Origin of the sequence: Alteromonas sp. 07-89-2 (genome assembly GCF_013113925.1) — a bacterium.
GTDB lineage: Bacteria > Pseudomonadota > Gammaproteobacteria > Enterobacterales > Alteromonadaceae > Alteromonas > Alteromonas macleodii.
Genome location: NZ_VTYM01000017.1, coordinates 1 through 15,303, shown reverse-complemented (window position 1 = coordinate 15,303; position 15,303 = coordinate 1). Strand labels below are relative to the sequence as shown.

General features: G+C 45.6%; 12 protein-coding genes. 9 read left to right on the top strand and 3 right to left on the bottom strand.

Annotation, left to right across the window (positions count from 1 at the left end; all coding sequences use genetic code 11):
* The first annotated feature begins 54 nt into the window (after nucleotides 1-54).
* The 8 genes from F0261_RS12420 to F0261_RS12385 all read left to right on the top strand — a co-directional run bounded on the left by F0261_RS12420 (nucleotide 55) and on the right by F0261_RS12385 (nucleotide 11,011).
* The gene (locus F0261_RS12420; protein WP_171338104.1) at nucleotides 55-873 is read left to right on the top strand and encodes a sulfite exporter TauE/SafE family protein; all 819 of its coding nucleotides are present in this window, start codon (nucleotides 55-57) and stop codon (nucleotides 871-873) included.
* 10 nt (nucleotides 874-883) lie between these two features.
* Nucleotides 884-2,152 (top strand): alanine--glyoxylate aminotransferase family protein, encoded by a 1,269-nt coding sequence (locus F0261_RS12415; protein WP_171338103.1) that lies wholly within the window; start codon nucleotides 884-886, stop codon nucleotides 2,150-2,152.
* Entirely contained in the window at nucleotides 2,145-3,389 is a 1,245-nt protein-coding gene (locus tag F0261_RS12410; RefSeq protein ID WP_014949087.1) for an allantoate amidohydrolase, read from the top strand. Before F0261_RS12415 ends, F0261_RS12410 begins: the two co-directional genes overlap by 8 nt.
* A gap of 36 nt (nucleotides 3,390-3,425) precedes the next feature.
* Complete coding sequence (locus F0261_RS12405; RefSeq protein ID WP_171338102.1) at nucleotides 3,426-3,791, top strand: AraC family ligand binding domain-containing protein; 366 nt, start codon at nucleotides 3,426-3,428, stop codon at nucleotides 3,789-3,791.
* 216 nt (nucleotides 3,792-4,007) lie between these two features.
* On the top strand, nucleotides 4,008-5,486 hold the full coding sequence (locus tag F0261_RS12400) for an adenosine deaminase (protein ID WP_171338101.1): 1,479 nt from the start codon (nucleotides 4,008-4,010) through the stop codon (nucleotides 5,484-5,486).
* Nucleotides 5,487-5,488: 2 nt separating this feature from the next.
* On the top strand, nucleotides 5,489-7,066 hold the full coding sequence (locus F0261_RS12395; RefSeq protein ID WP_171338100.1) for a uracil-xanthine permease family protein: 1,578 nt from the start codon (nucleotides 5,489-5,491) through the stop codon (nucleotides 7,064-7,066).
* A gap of 241 nt (nucleotides 7,067-7,307) precedes the next feature.
* Nucleotides 7,308-9,743, top strand: a complete 2,436-nt coding sequence (locus F0261_RS12390; RefSeq protein WP_171338099.1) for a TonB-dependent siderophore receptor — start codon at nucleotides 7,308-7,310, stop codon at nucleotides 9,741-9,743.
* 131 nt (nucleotides 9,744-9,874) lie between these two features.
* Entirely contained in the window at nucleotides 9,875-11,011 is a 1,137-nt protein-coding gene (locus F0261_RS12385; protein WP_171338098.1) for a purine nucleoside permease, read from the top strand.
* A 14-nt stretch (nucleotides 11,012-11,025) separates the two neighbouring features.
* Here F0261_RS12385 and F0261_RS12380 read toward each other — a convergent pair whose 3' ends face one another.
* From F0261_RS12380 to F0261_RS12370, 3 genes are all read right to left on the bottom strand, one after another.
* Nucleotides 11,026-13,029 (bottom strand): ATP-binding protein, encoded by a 2,004-nt coding sequence (locus F0261_RS12380; protein WP_171338097.1) that lies wholly within the window; start codon nucleotides 13,027-13,029, stop codon nucleotides 11,026-11,028.
* A 161-nt stretch (nucleotides 13,030-13,190) separates the two neighbouring features.
* Nucleotides 13,191-14,111: a diguanylate cyclase gene (locus F0261_RS12375; RefSeq protein WP_171338096.1), complete on the bottom strand. Its 921-nt coding sequence runs from the start codon at nucleotides 14,109-14,111 to the stop codon at nucleotides 13,191-13,193.
* Between the two features lie 238 nt (nucleotides 14,112-14,349).
* Nucleotides 14,350-14,601: a hypothetical protein gene (locus F0261_RS12370; RefSeq protein ID WP_171338094.1), complete on the bottom strand. Its 252-nt coding sequence runs from the start codon at nucleotides 14,599-14,601 to the stop codon at nucleotides 14,350-14,352.
* A 170-nt stretch (nucleotides 14,602-14,771) separates the two neighbouring features.
* Here F0261_RS12370 and F0261_RS12365 point away from each other — a divergent pair, with 170 nt between their 5' ends.
* The gene (locus tag F0261_RS12365; protein WP_171338095.1) at nucleotides 14,772-15,134 is read left to right on the top strand and encodes an Hpt domain-containing protein; all 363 of its coding nucleotides are present in this window, start codon (nucleotides 14,772-14,774) and stop codon (nucleotides 15,132-15,134) included.
* Nucleotides 15,135-15,303: the final 169 nt, after the last annotated feature.

The window sequence follows — 15,303 nt, the reverse complement described above, 5'->3', positions numbered from 1 at the left end:
GACGCAGCACTGACAAATAGTTAAACCAACAAACGTTAAAGAGAAAGAAATCACATGCAGTTTTTAATGAATAACCTAACGGTTATATTATCGCTAGCAGGAACAGGCGTGTTCGCAGGCATATTAGCAGGTATGCTTGGCGTAGGTGGCGGTATTGTCATCGTGCCGGTACTGTTCTTCTTGTTCCAAGCCCTTGGTGTGTCACCCGAGAGCGCAATGGTTATAGCCACGGCAACGTCTCTGGCAACCATCGTTCCTACTTCAGTAAGCTCTATTCGTGCTCATCACAGTAAAGGCAATGTAGACTTTGCATTGCTAAAAGCGTGGGCAGTATTCATTCTAATTGGCGTGCTTGCCGGAAGCTATGCGGTGACGGCGGTTAACCCGACGTTCCTTACCTTGCTGTTTGGCATTATTGCAACCTTGTCTGCCATTAATATGCTCATTGGCAAGAAAGACGCGCTATTTAAAGGACTACCGGGCCGCGCGGGTCAGTCGATTATGGCAACCTGCATTGGGCTATTCAGTTCTATGGTAGGCATTGGTGGCGGTACGTTAACCGTGCCGACTCTCACATTTTGTAACTACCCGGCACACAAAGCGGTGGGCACCGCTGCTGCAGTCGGTTTAATTATTTCGCTTCCAGCGGCACTCACGCTGCTATTTGTTGGTACCACTCCTGTTGATGCGCCCTTCGCTACGTATGGCTATGTAAACTTGCTGGGGTTTGTCTGCATCGTTCCGCTCACAGTGTTATTTGCGCCTGTCGGTGCAAGCATAGCCAATAAGCTAGACGCTGGCTTACTTAAGAAAATCTTCGCCGTTGTTCTCATCATTACTGGCTTGCGCATGCTAGCGCAAGTCCTTATCTAGGAGTGCCCACATGTCTAAAGAAGCCTCTAACAGAACGTTTGCTCCACTATCGCCGCCGCCTCGCTTGCTAATGGGCCCGGGCCCAATTAACTGCTACCCACGTGTGTTAAGCGCCATGTCTACCCAGTTAGTGGGTCAATATGACCCTGTAATGACTGGCTACATGAACGAGGTAATGCAACTTTACCGCGATGTTTTCAATACGAAAAACCAGCAAACCTTCTTGGTTGACGGTACGTCGCGCGCTGGAATTGAAGCTGTATTGGTATCGGCAATTGAGCCAGGCGATAAAGTCCTCGTGCCTATCTTCGGGCGTTTTGGGCATTTGCTTGCTGAAATTGCAGAGCGCGCCGACGCTGAAGTTCACACCATTGAAGTGCCTTGGGGCGAAGTGTTTACGCCCGAACAAATTGAAAAAGCGATAAAAGACGTAAAACCAAAACTGCTTGCCATTGTTCAAGGGGATACGTCCACTACCATGCTGCAACCGCTTGCAGAAATTGGCGCGATTTGTGAAGCAAACGATGTGTTGTTTTACTGCGATGCAACAGCGTCAATAGGTGGGAATCCGCTAGACGTTGACGCTTGGAAATTAGATGCGGTGTCAGTTGGCCTGCAAAAGTGCTTAGGAGGGCCATCAGGCAGTGCTCCTATTACACTAAGCGACAAGTTTGTTAAAACCGTGCGTAACCGTCACCACGTTGAAGCCGGCATTCGCGATGCTCACCATGAAGCCGCGCGTGGCCCTAAAATTCGTTCAAACTACTTCGACTTGCCCATGATCATGGATTATTGGGGCGAGGAACGACTAAATCACCACACCGAAGCAGCCAGTATGCTCTATTGCGCCCGTGAATGCGCGCGCCTGCATTTAGAAGAAGGCCAGCAGAACGTGATTGCTCGTCACAAAGTAGCGGGCGACGCCATGCTAGCCGGTATTCAGGCCATGGGACTTGAGCCCTTTGGCGATCTGAAACACAAAATGTACAACGTTGTAGGTGTTCATATTCCCGAAGGTGTTCATGGCGAAGAGGTACGCGAAACCTTACTTCTGCGTTTTAACATTGAAATAGGCACTAGTTTTGGTCCGCTAAAAGGAAAAATTTGGCGCATTGGCACTATGGGCTATAACGCCAGAGAAGATGCCGTGTTACATACCCTCCAGTCCCTTGAAACTGTGCTTCGTATGCAAGGGTTTGTGCTACCTGCCGGTAAAGGGGTAGATGCTGCGCTTAGCGTTTATGCGAAGGCTAAAGCGGCGGGAGTCGCGAATGGGTGAATTCGCAGAATTTGCTGAATTAGCTACGCAAGTTATGGCAAGGTGCGAAACATTAGGCACCTTAAGCCAGGACCCAGCCTGTTTAGACAGGCGCTATTTGACCGAACAACACAAACTTGCAAATCAACTAGCCTCAGGGTGGATGATTGAAGCCGGAATGACCACCTGGCAAGACGCCGTTGGCAATATATGGGGGCGCTATACATCAAGCGTGCCCAACGCACCGCGATTAATTCTGGGTAGCCACCTCGACACTGTGCCTAACGGCGGAAAGTACGACGGCATGCTCGGCGTGGTCGCCGCTATTTCGCTGGTCGCTATGTTTGACGGCACGCAAACCAAGTTCCCTTTTCATATCGATATTGTGGGTTTTTGTGATGAAGAAGGCACGCGATTTGGCACCACCCTTTTAGGAAGCCGCGCGCTCACCGGTAAGTGGCAAGAGCAATGGCGTCATTTAAAAGATGAAAATGGCGTGAACTTAGAGCAAGCCATGGCAAACTTCGGCCTTAATTTCGATGCAGTAAACAGTGCCGCTATTTCCCGTACCGACATTTTGGGCTACATAGAGCTTCACATTGAACAAGGCCCTGTTTTAGAGCAAGAAAATCTGCCTGTTGGCGTTGTCAGTGCTATTGCAGGTGCAAAACGTTTTAATTTTTCAGTAGAAGGCATGGCGGGTCACGCTGGCACTGTGCCAATGTCTATGCGACGAGATGCGCTGTGCGCAAGTGCAGAGATGCTATTGGCTGTAGAGAGCATTAGCTTGCAGCGTCCGGGCGTTGTAGCCACGGTAGGTAAAATTGAAAATGCGCCAAACGGCGTTAACGTCATTTCTGGTCGCACACGTTTTTCTCTCGATATCAGAAGCGAAGATGATGAATTGCGAGATTCTGTATTGGCAGAAATATTGCAAAAGTTTGATGCCATTGCGCATGCAAGACAAATAACGCTAACACGGGAGCAAACCCACAGCGCACCTGCGGTGCATTGCGATAGCCAGCTGAAAGAAGCGCTAGTTCGAGGCGTAGAAGAAAGCGGAATTAAGCCAAGAGTACTTGCCTCGGGTGCAGGTCATGACGCTATGGCCATTGCAGATATTTGCCCTGTGGCCATGCTATTCACACGTTGTAAGGGCGGAATAAGTCACCACCCTGCAGAATCTATTACCATTGATGACGTGGCCGCCAGTTTGTCAGTGCTTTATAAAACCATTAGCAAGCTCAAGCATACGTAGTGGTCAAATCAGTAAAGTTTCAATGAAGGGTTAATAATGAAAATAACAAGGATTTACAACGATGAAGCAGGCAAAAGTCACTTTGGCGAAGTGGAGATTGCGCTAAAAGACGGCGGTCCTATCGGCATGCTTTCAGAAAAATTTGGAGCCGATAAAATAATTTTTCGCGAAACGCCTGCAGATTATGATTTTAAGTGGCATCCAGCGCCGGCGCGACAACTCCTTTTCATTATTAAAGGGCGTGCTGAATTTACGGTGTCTAACGGTGAACGCCACGTGTTTGGAGCAGGTGACGTACTATTGCTAGAAGACACAGAAGGCGAAGGCCATTGTTCCCGCGCAATGTACAATGAAGTACGCCACTCAATTTTTGTGACGTTAGATGAAAGCGTAGTCCTATAAAACGACCGTTCGCACTGCTCTGAAAAAATGCGCTAATTTAGCGCATTTTTTTGTTTAGGCACCAAAATGGGGCTTACGAATTGCCTAATTATTTGCTCCTGACCCAAATCCACATAAAAAACACTTTAAAACAACAACTTAAAAACACATTACTAAGCAGACCAACTGGTCAATATCTTGCAACCATAGAGCAACTATTGCTAAGAAAAATTGCTCATGTCATTTGTTGTACGAACCCTGTTCATTTTGTCTTTATCCTTTGTTGGTCTTTATTCCGCCGCAAGCCCCTTTCCTACTGAAGAAGACGCAAACAGTTGGTTTAAGCAATATACACAGTCATTGACCGACTCACAGACCTATCAACTACTTAAACAGTTTCCAAAAGGCGGTGACTTGCACCATCACTTATCAGGCTCGGCGTACGGCAAATGGTGGTATGAGCTAGCAACTAATCAAGCGCTAAACGGCGGCTATCAGTACTTCACTAAGATAAATCATAGCGAGTGTGACTCGGCGCCGTTGTTTCATACTATTTCTAACACTACCCACTCTAAACTAACGAAATGTGAGCAAGAGCAATATAAAGCGCTGAATGCCCTAAGTAACAAAGAGCAAGAAGCGTTTATCCATAGTGTTGAACTTGATAAGCCAGAAGAAGGTCGAGAGGAGTTTTTTGAGTTTCACTGGCAGCGTTTAAGCGAGCTTACTCAAAACCCCTATATTACAGCGCAGGTTCTGCTTAGAAACATGCAGCTGTATCAACAAGAAAATGTGCGCTATTTAGAAACGCAAATGAACGTTAGGTTTATGGATCGCGCAGATGGGAGCCGCTTTCCCCCTGCTGAAGCACTTAAAGTTATTACAGACATGCTCGATAGCGAACCAGCAAAAGCTACTGGTGTCACCGTTCGTTTTCAATATGCCTTGGTTCGTTTTACTGACAACATTGAAGCTCAACTAGACTGGATCTTCAAATTCGTAGACGCCAATAGAAAATGGTATGTAGGGATAAATTTGGTTGGCAGGGAGGATGATCCCCGAGGTCAACCCACGCGCTTTTTAGCGCCCATAACGAGACTTAGAGCTCAATATCCAGCTATTCGCCTCTCCTTCCATGCAGGTGAGTCTGAGCATGCAGATACCAATATTCGCGACACCTTATTGTTAGGCGCAGAGCGAATAGGCCATGGCATTAATCTGCTAAAAGATCCTTCAACGTATTTGCTCATGCGCCATAACCGCTATTTGATTGAAACCAATTTAATTTCAAACCTAAAGTTAGAATACATTGATGATTTGAGCGCTCATCCCTTTCCTCAACTTTTGAGAACCGGTGTACCCACTGCACTTTCAACCGACGACCGAGGGATGTGGGATGCCACACTCACAGATGAATATTACCTGGCATTTACCCAGTTCAATCTAAGCTGGAGTGAGCTAGTTACATTAAGTCAAAACAGTATCAAGTACAGCTTTTTACAAGGCGAGAAAAAAGAGCAACTACTTACTGAGCTAAACCGAGATCTAACACAGTTTTTAGCCTTAGTAGCGGAAAGCGCTAACCAAATACCTTCTGCAAACAGCAAAGTACATCCTCTTAACAGCAACGTGGAACGCTACAGTGATTTCATCTGCGAGTTTGCCGCCTCGGTCTGCGCCAATGAAGGAAATAACAAGGAAATAACAAGGAAATAACCATGTCTTCAAATCACAGCGAACTACTTTACGATTTACATGATAGTCCGGCATTTCTTCCTTCACTTACCGCGGCATTTCAACATTTACTTGCAAGCTTTGTCGGTGTCATTACCCCGACTCTTATCGTTACATCAACACTGCGCCTTACTGAATATACGCCTTATCTTATCAGTATGGCCTTGTTTGTAAGCGGCTTAGGCACGGCAATTCAAACAAAGCGTATAGGCCCGGTAGGCAGTGGATTGGTAGCCATCCAAGGTACCAGTTTTGCGTTTATTAGCGCATTGATACTGGCAGGAAATCAGGTCAAGGCGGATGGAGGAACATCCGAAGATGTCTTGTCTTTGTTGTTTGGATTAACTATGGCGGGTGCCATGGTCGAAGTGGTGTTTAGTCTATTTGTACATAAGCTCAAACGTATCATTACACCATTAACTACAGGAATTGTAATAACTGCTATTGGGCTAAGCTTGATAAACGTAGGCATGACTGATCTTGCGGGAGGCTTTCACGCCGCTGACTTCGCCAGCACAGAAAACTTAGCCGTCGGCCTAGGCGTGTTGCTCATCATTGTTTTCTTGAACGCCTCAACAAATCATTGGCTGCGTTTAAGCGCCATCTTTATTGGTATGGCGATTGGCGCAACTTATGTTGGCATTACAAAAGGATTAGATTTCAGCGGCCTTGCTTCGCTTTCCGTCGTAGCGATCCCCACCCCTTTTGCCTTTGGCATTGCATTTGATATCACTCTCTTTTTACCTATCGCGCTCATCTATTTGTTTAGTGCAATAGAAACGGCCGGCGACTTAACCGCAAATAGTCTTTTCTGCAAGCAGCCTGTGAGCGGTCCGATTTATCTTGCAAGAGTGAAAGGCGGGATTTTGGGCGACGGCGTTAATTCGTTACTTGCTGGCATGTTCAACACCTTTCCAAATACTACATTTGGCCAGAATAACGGGGTTATCCAATTAACCGGCATCGCCAGCCGTAAGGTCGGCTTTTTTGTTGCAGCGCTATTCGTTGCTATTGGGTTCTTCCCCATTGTAGGTGGTGTGCTGCAGGCTATTCCCAAGCCAGTTCTTGGCGGTGCTACTCTGGTTATGTTTGCCATGGTGGCCGTGGGCGGTTTAAAGCTATTAGCCAGCTACGCGCTTGATAGGCGCAGTAGTTTGGTGACAGCGTGTGCGCTAGGTATGGCGATTGGTGTAATGATGGTACCAGAAGCCCTTTCTGAATTGCCTTCATGGCTTGAAAATATCTTACTTTCCCCAGTAACCTCGGCCGGCCTTACCGCCGTCATCCTTGATTTAACCTTACCTGGAAAAAAGCCCCTTGCTTCCCCACACGCTAGTGCACAAAAAATTGAAAGCAGCACTGGCGTTGCTCAGGACACCCCTGCTTACGAGCTTATTCACAACCCAAAGCCAGAAGGTAACCGTAGGGCGCCGAAAGCACTCAATGAAAAAGCCGTTGTAAACCATGAGGTTGTTAAGCACTCAGCTCACTCGACATCCATTTTAAGTATAGACGGGCAACCGGGCGTAACCTCTGCTCTTTTTAGTGCAAAAGCTCGCTAAAAATCACCTTATAAGTGCATGCATTTATGCGATTGAGTTTATTTACATAAAAATAACAATATAAGAACAACATTATATATTTTTATCCCTATAATTCAGCAACTTAAGAGAAGGTTAAAAGTTGACCAACTGGACAAGTAGTTGGCACTCATCCTGCTAACTCTCTTGCCAATAACAAAACGCATATAAAAATGCGTGAAAAGAGCCCTAAAAAGGGGCAACTAAAAATAACGAGGAAACCATGAAAAACACTACATTCAATTTATCTCCTCTAGCAAAAGCTTTTGCAATGACTACCGCGGTCGCGCTATCGTCGCAAGCTTTTGCTCAAGAAGAGACAGAGGTTAAAGAAAAAGATGTTGAAAAAATTCAGGTAACAGGATCCCTTGGGAGCCTTCCTGGCCAAGACGTTGAGTCAGTTTTTGGCTTTGGCAAATCTATTCTCGAAACGCCTCGCTCAGCGTCCACGATTTCTCAAGAGCAAATGGAGCGCTTCAACGTTTCAGACATTGATGAACTCGTCGCGTTCGCACCAGGTACATTCACACAGTCGTTCTTCGGTGTTGCAGGCTCTCTGGATGTGCGGGGCACGCCCGGGGAAACTTACTTCCGCGGTGTTAAGCGCTTAGACAACCCAGGTAACTACCCTACGCCTATTGGCGCGTCCAGCCGAATCGACATCGTTCGTGGTCCGGCATCACCTATTTACGGCCCATCAAAAATTGGTGGTTATCTGAACTTTAGTCCCAAGTCTGCCCGTGCGTCATCGGGGCAGTATTTAGATGCACCAACAGGCGCGTTGTCTTACACAACGGGGTCGTGGAACAAGAGCATTTTAACCGCAGAAGTTGGCGGACCGACTAGTGTTGCCGGTAAAGAAATGGGCTATTACATATACGGTGAGCTAGAAAACTCTGACAGTTACTACGACAATACCCAGACTGATCAAACCGTACTTCAAGCATCATTTAATATCGATATTACCGATAACCTTCGTTTCGAATTTGGTGGTATGTACCACGACTACGATGGTAACCAAGTGGCCGGCTGGAACCGATTAACTCAGGAGTTAGTTGACGACGGAACCTATATTACAGGTACGGCTCAACCATTAGATACGGACGGCGACGGTCAAATCAGTCACGAAGAATATGCTGAAGTCGCCGACTTGATTTCACCGTTTATTTTCACGCCAGCTGTCCCATTAGATTCGGTTACAGGCGACTTTTTCGATCCTCTAATGGCATTACAAAACCCAGGTACTACGACCTTAAGTGGTAGCCAAACTTTGGTAGCACCTGATGACCAACTTGGTAACGAAGCCATAACGCTCTACTTCGACACCATTTACTACACGGATAATTGGGAAATTCGCAACCAGCTTTTCTATGATGCATACGACAACATAAACGAAAATGCTTATGGCTTCTCACAATTCCATGACAGCTGGGTTATAGAAGACAAACTAATTTTTGCGACAGAATATGAGAACGACGGACTATTAGCGCAATTTCAATTTTCTCCATCTGTGCGCTATACCGACTTTGAGCACGGCGATGACTTCACTTACGAGTTCTTTAATCGTCGCGACCTAACCATGCCGTCTTCAGCGCTCGATCGCCGCCTTTTGTCTACCCGCTCGGGTAAAAACTACGACAACTATGACGTAGGTAATTACTTAGACTTAGGCATTGCTGCAATGACCGATTTAACTTGGGACTGGGGTTTAAACTTAGTACTAGGTTTACGATACGACACTATTGATATTGAAAGCACATCGCGCACGGATTTACTTCTGGGTGCTACTGGAGATGAAACACCAGTTTATGCTGAAGAAACCGTAGATGGATGGTCTTGGAACGCTAGTATTTCATATGAATTTGAATTTGGCCTTATTCCTTATATCACTGCAGCAGAGCAAGCTACCCTTGTTGCAGGCCAGGGCGCCGAGATTGGTGTTGGCCAACTCAATCAACCTGGTGGTGGTGGTGCATTCGACACGTCTGAGCTGATGGAATACGGTATTAAAGGTTCTCTCGTTGACGATACACTCTATTTTGCCCTTTCATTCTTTGAGCAAGAGCGTACCGACTTCAATACTCAGAATACGGTTACCAACAACACAACCAATAACGAAGGCACCGAATTTGAACTTCGTTGGGTAGTCAATGAGAACCTTGTTGTTTCTGCTGGCTATACAAATATAGAAGTTATTAACTTAACTGCACTTGCCAATGGAAACCAATTTGGATTCTTAGGTGCTGACGATTTAGTTGCTCTTGATGATCCTTCGTTAATTTTTGGCGGGAACGTAGTAGGTCTTAACCTTGTTGGTGAAGGAGAAACAAACTCTGACGGTCGAAAGGCCGGTATTCCTGAAAATATTTACACGCTGACAGCAACCTATGACTTCCAAAATGGTTATGCTGCCAACGTGAGTATTGTGGATGTGGATGAGGTCGCGTCTGGCTACTCAGCTGCAGTGACACTTCCAGCCTACACGTTAGTCAATGCTGGCTTGTCATATCAGGCAGAAGATTGGTCGTTGAACTTAACCGTTAAAAACTTAACTGACGAGCGTTATTTCCGCTCTAACTTCCCTGATCTATTTGGTAGTCAAATTGTACTACCTGAACTACCGCGTCACTGGAATGCTAAATTTACTTACTCATTCTAAGTTCGCATACTCTTTGAGCGTGGTCGTGCTTCATGTGTAGATTGAACGTTCGACACACGCTCTCAGGCCTGTAAGTTTTTTCGATAAGAAGCCCAGTTTGATTATGCTGGGCTCTTTTTTAGGAGTACTAAATGCATCTTTCTTTTTATCCACTGCTTAAACAAAAACGGTCTGCCTTTTTCAACGCTTTGCTTATTTTGGCTATCTTTTTGGGTTTCTGTAGCAGTAGTTATTCTGCCAATGTTAAAGCCAATGACGCTAATCCGCCAATGAAAGTGAAGGTTGTTGTAGTAAGTATGTTCGAAATTGGCAACGACGAAGGCGACGCGCCTGGTGAATTTCAATTGTGGAAGGCTCGCCAGAAACTCACAACCCAATACCCTTTGCCTCATGGCTTTCACGATATTTACGCCAATCCTGATACAGGTGTAATCGGTATGGTTACGGGAATGGGCATTGCGCGCGCTTCAGCAGCAATAATGGCACTAGGTCTTGATCCTCGCTTTGATTTATCCCAAGCCTATTGGTTGGTCGCTGGGATCGCGGGAGTCGACCCAGCGGATAACACCATTGGAAGTGCAATTTGGACCGATTATGTAGTCGATGGCGACCTAGCACATCAAATTGACGCTAGAGAAATTCCGTCTCAGTGGAGTACGGGTTATTTCCCCCTCTTCACTCATGCGCCCTTTGAAAACGCTGACGCTGTAGACGTAAACAACAGCCCAAATGGCGAGGTGTACGCGCTGAACTTACCGTTAGCAAAGTGGGCCTATTCGTTGACAAAAGACACCAAGCTTTTAAACAACGAAGCGATGGATGCACTGAGAGCAAAGTACACCAACTCAGCTAGTGCTAAAGCACTTCCAAATGTGTCGATGGGTGCGCATTTATCTGCTTCTACCTTTTGGCATGGCGAAAAACTAAATGCGTGGGCAAACGATTGGGTAGCATACTGGACGCAGGGCAAAGGAAATTTTGTTACCTCGGGCATGGAAGACTCAGCAACACTTCAAAGCTTGAGCTACTTGGACAATGCAGGGGTAGTCAACAAAGACCGCTTACTTATTCTTAGAACAGCGAGCAATTTTACCATGCAGCCACCATCGTTGAGCGCTGCGGAGAACTTAAAGTTAGAGAGTTCTGGCGATGGATATGCAGCAATGGGAGCCGCTATAGAAGCCGCCTATAATGTCGGCTCGCAGGTTACAGACTATATTGTAACGCATTGGGAAACCGTAAAAGATACGCCCCCTTCAGCGGAATAAACACACATTAACCTCTACGCTGTCACTGATTTGGCCTTTAGTGCATGGCGCACCTGAAGGGTAACGTCATTTTGTACCACGGGCTTGGCAAGAAAATCGGCCATGCCCGCATTGCTACAATCAGTCTTATCTTCAGGTGTAGTATTTGCCGTTACAGCCACAATGCGGCCGTGCTTAGGCAATAAGTTTTCTTGAACAATAATCTTAGTCGCACTTACCCCATCGAGCACTGGCATAGCGCAATCCATAAATATAATGTCGTATTTTTTAGCTCGGGCCATTTGAACGGCCACTTCGCCATTTTCGGCTTCATCTGGAAGGTAATTAAACTTCTCTAGCATGGATGCGAGCACGAAACGGTTTATATCGTTGTCATCAACAACCAAAACGTTAAGAGGAATGCTAAGCAGGTCTGAAGAGAGGACAACGTCACTCTGCTTTTCTTTATTTAAAACTGCCATTTCTACAGGTATAGCAATATCGAAACAGGAGCCTTTCCCTGCGCTTGACCGCACTTCAAGCTCGCCATCCATTTTGCCAACAAGTTGATTGACGATAGACAACCCTAAACCGTTTCCATTTAACTCTTCAGAGGCACTGGCGGTATCGTTTTGAAATGGTCTAAAAATACGTGACAATATTTCATCACTCATGCCCACCCCAGTGTCTTCAATTGACGCAAGTAAGATAGGCACATCGCCTTGATGCTTTAACGTAACTTGCACCGAAATATACCCTTTCGGCGTAAATTTAACCGCGTTCGATAGTAAATTTGTAATGACTTGACTGATTCGGGCGGCATCTCCGTGAACATAAGTGTTTTCGTCAAAAGACAGCACTGCGTAAAGCCTTACGCCTTTCTCTACGCATTTTGTTTTAAATACATCCAGGATATCTTCAATTAACGAACGTGCACAAAAGTCGCTATATTTTAGTGAGAATTCGCCGTTAATGATGGAGGTGTAATCCAAAACATCGTTTATAAGAGACAATAAACGGTCTGCGCTATGAAGCGCCACATCCGCTTTGCGCATTCGTACATTTTCTTTATTTTCGAACTTAATCGCCTGCAACATGCCGGTTATGCCATTGAGCGGCGTCTTTAACTCGTGGCTTATACGAGATAACAATATGCCACGTTCTTTAGACGCAGCTTCGGCTTCTCTTCTTCTCTCTTCCAATTCGAGTCTAAGTTGCACCGACTTGTTAACGTTTTGGCAAGTTCCAAACAAACGAACACACTTTCCGTGCTTCATCTCAGCCATGCCGTGGGTTTCTATCCAAACCGAATTACCTTTGGCGGAGACAAGTTCAAGCGTTGCACTCCACGGTTCACCCGTAGCCACCGCGTGGGAGACAATGCGGTTAATCTCATCCCTATCAAACCCCTCTTTATAGAAGTTGATAGCTGTTTCTAATGTGGGTTCAAAGTCCTCTGAGACTTCGTGAATACGCCGAGTTTGTGAAGACCAGCTAAGTGCATTAGTGGTCAAATCAACTTCCCATGTGCCTATGTTCGCTACACTTTGTAACTTTTCGTACAACGTGTTTTGATTGGTCTCTGCTTTTTCGAGATGAAACTTATCCAATATCACGCTCAGGCAATCGTCTAACAGCGACAGCTTGTCGAGGTTAACCGGCTGTTCCGGGCACGCATTAATAAAGACCAAGCACACTTGGTTTCCATCTAGGGTATGAACACGGCCTCGGATGTATTTTTCGGCATTAAAATAAGTAGAAAACCATTGTTTAAATGCAGTAGAACACTTAGCGCTGTTCACAGGGAAACAGTTGTCTACAGGTACACAGGTAGAGAAAGAAGGGACCGACTTAAAGTTGGGTGCATACGCCGACGAAGCTTTAACCAATACATTAATTGTCTCTTCGTCCAGCTGTAAAAGTAAACCTTGAAACACGCCAAACGAATCGCAGCCTCGCTGCACCAAACTGGTTAGCGATGCCTTCAACTGGTGTTCCAGTTTCACATTCAAACTCGATTGTTCGTCAAAATAAACCATGGTTCGCTACCCAAGCGTAAAGACCACAAAATTCTTGCCGCCTTGCTCAATTCATGCACAGCGGCCCCCCGCATTTATAATGATAGCTTGGAATTTGAATACGAGATATTAAACAATAGGCTAGAAATTCTATTTTTATGACGGGATATTGGACGGTGGCCTCAGCCTTTGGCTTGGTTTCGCCCTAGTTCTTTTGCTTCAAATAGTGAAACGTCAGCGTCTTCTATAAGCGCCGCTACATCGTCTTCAACCACATCCGTAGCTTTCCAAACTGCAAAGCCTGCACTTATTGATACGCGGTTTTCTATCCCTTTACCATGTGGAATTCTTGCATCGGCAACAGCCTCAACAAGCTGATGTGCAACTAACTTTGTGCCCTGATGGTCGATATAGGGGAGAACGACTAAAAACTCTTCGCCGCCAAAGCGAATAACGGCATCTTTCGGCCGTTTTACCGTATCCGATATGATTTGTGCCACTTTTTGAAGGCAAATATCGCCTTCAAGATGCCCGTACGTATCGTTGAAAAGCTTAAAGTAATCGATATCGATCATTATTGCTCCAACTGTACCTTTGTCTCTCGCAACTTGCTTAATGAGTAACGGAATTTCCTTGGTTAAATACATTCGATTGTACAAGCCCGTTAGCTGATCGTGAAATGTCATAATTTCAAGGAATTCGGTGCGAAGCTTATTTTGCAGATGTGTTTTGATGCGATGCGTTAACGTAGAAGCGTTAACCGGTTTCATGACAAAGTCTGACGCCCCTACTTCCCAGCACGCATTTTCACTCTCAATATCCATTGTAGATGTAACGAAAATCACAGGGATATGATTCGTTTCAGGCGAGGCCTTCAAGGCTGTGCAAACATCTAAACCATCAATATCTGGCATGTTCATGTCAAGCAGGACTAGGTCAGGAAGGCTTGCCTCGCAGTAAGATATGGCTTCTTCTCCCGACTCGACTGTAGCACAGGTAAACACCGACTCTAGAATGGATTCAAGCAGCATACGACTCATCGGCTCATCGTCCACAATAAGTACGTTACACTCTGCGTAGGGTTTTATTTCTTTTTGATTCATCGGGTACATTTATTGTTACTACATCAAGGTGACCATTCTCGCTTGCGTTGTTTCTGCTTTTACAATATCAAAGTAATAACAACGTTTTACGCAAGTCTACCACCTTACATCCAAATTTGTATCGAAAAGTCAGCTAGTTTGCTTCTAAGTAAGTATGGTTTGAACGACAAGGTTATAAAGAAGAGACTATCGATTAGCACTCTACTCAGCGTCCAGTGAACCTTACGCAACTTGGCAATCATCGATGAACTTTGTGAAAAAATCCGCCATCGCCATGGGACGACACATAAAATAACCCTGCCCTAAGTGACACCCAAGAGCTTTGAGCGCAGCTAAGTTGATGGGCCTTATAGTCTATATTAATGGGCTCTCTACCCGCCTTTAAAAACGCCATAGCAATACTGTCTGCACTGTAACCCGAACCAATTTCAGTAAGTAAGCAGGCAAACTCATCGCCACCCACGCGGGCCAGCGTAGCGCTATAAGACATAGCACCGGGTTAACAAAAGTTTCATCGCCTGAGATACGTAAAAAAATATTAGTCTTTCGTCTAGGTTTTGCCGGTTTATGAACCGTTGTATGCTAAGCGGCTGAACTTGCTGTTTTTTGTTTAGAACATTTATTGTACACTGGCTTAACGCTTCAATTACGGTGGCACATATGGACACATCTAACCCAAACGATACGCCCACTCGAGAACAATTATGGAACCGCGATGCTGCAATAAGCAGGTTGGGTGGAAATGAGGGGTTATTGAACCGTATTGTTGAAATGTTCCTCGCGCAAATAGAACAAAAACAACAAGCACTTCAAAGTGCAGCGACCGCATTAGATGTTGAAGCCGTTAGATTCAACATTCATGCTATGAAAGGTGTGTCGGGCGATGTAGGTGCCGATGCCATTCGGGAAAAGGCATCGTCTATTGAAAACAAAGCCAAGCAAGACGATTTAAGCGAAATCGTTCAAGACATCACAGAATTAGACAGTTTGATTAAGCAAACTATTGCAGTCATGAAATCGTAAAATCACATTAGCTTCTCGCATTAATCGCCAGAAGCTAACGCGACTATCTTCCACTCCTCGCCTTGCTAGGGCCTGTTGACCTTTGTTGTACATTTTTGCAGCGGTCTGTGTGCCATCTAGACAAGGCGAATGTTTGACGGTTTAGTGGTTCTAAATCGAGAACATTCAA

What these genes read in the sequence shown, in the direction of transcription:
- F0261_RS12400 (WP_171338101.1), top strand. Translation starts at nt 4,008, where the DNA reads ATGTCATTTGTTGTACGAACCCTGTTCATTTTGTCTTTATCCTTTGTT.
- F0261_RS12410 (WP_014949087.1), top strand. Translation starts at nt 2,145, where the DNA reads ATGGGTGAATTCGCAGAATTTGCTGAATTAGCTACGCAAGTTATGGCA.
- F0261_RS12415 (WP_171338103.1), top strand. Translation starts at nt 884, where the DNA reads ATGTCTAAAGAAGCCTCTAACAGAACGTTTGCTCCACTATCGCCGCCG.
- F0261_RS12380 (WP_171338097.1), bottom strand. Translation starts at nt 13,029, where the DNA reads ATGGTTTATTTTGACGAACAATCGAGTTTGAATGTGAAACTGGAACAC.
- F0261_RS12395 (WP_171338100.1), top strand. Translation starts at nt 5,489, where the DNA reads ATGTCTTCAAATCACAGCGAACTACTTTACGATTTACATGATAGTCCG.
- F0261_RS12385 (WP_171338098.1), top strand. Translation starts at nt 9,875, where the DNA reads ATGCATCTTTCTTTTTATCCACTGCTTAAACAAAAACGGTCTGCCTTT.
- F0261_RS12365 (WP_171338095.1), top strand. Translation starts at nt 14,772, where the DNA reads ATGGACACATCTAACCCAAACGATACGCCCACTCGAGAACAATTATGG.
- F0261_RS12420 (WP_171338104.1), top strand. Translation starts at nt 55, where the DNA reads ATGCAGTTTTTAATGAATAACCTAACGGTTATATTATCGCTAGCAGGA.
- F0261_RS12375 (WP_171338096.1), bottom strand. Translation starts at nt 14,111, where the DNA reads ATGAATCAAAAAGAAATAAAACCCTACGCAGAGTGTAACGTACTTATT.
- F0261_RS12405 (WP_171338102.1), top strand. Translation starts at nt 3,426, where the DNA reads ATGAAAATAACAAGGATTTACAACGATGAAGCAGGCAAAAGTCACTTT.
- F0261_RS12370 (WP_171338094.1), bottom strand. Translation starts at nt 14,601, where the DNA reads ATGTCTTATAGCGCTACGCTGGCCCGCGTGGGTGGCGATGAGTTTGCC.
- F0261_RS12390 (WP_171338099.1), top strand. Translation starts at nt 7,308, where the DNA reads ATGAAAAACACTACATTCAATTTATCTCCTCTAGCAAAAGCTTTTGCA.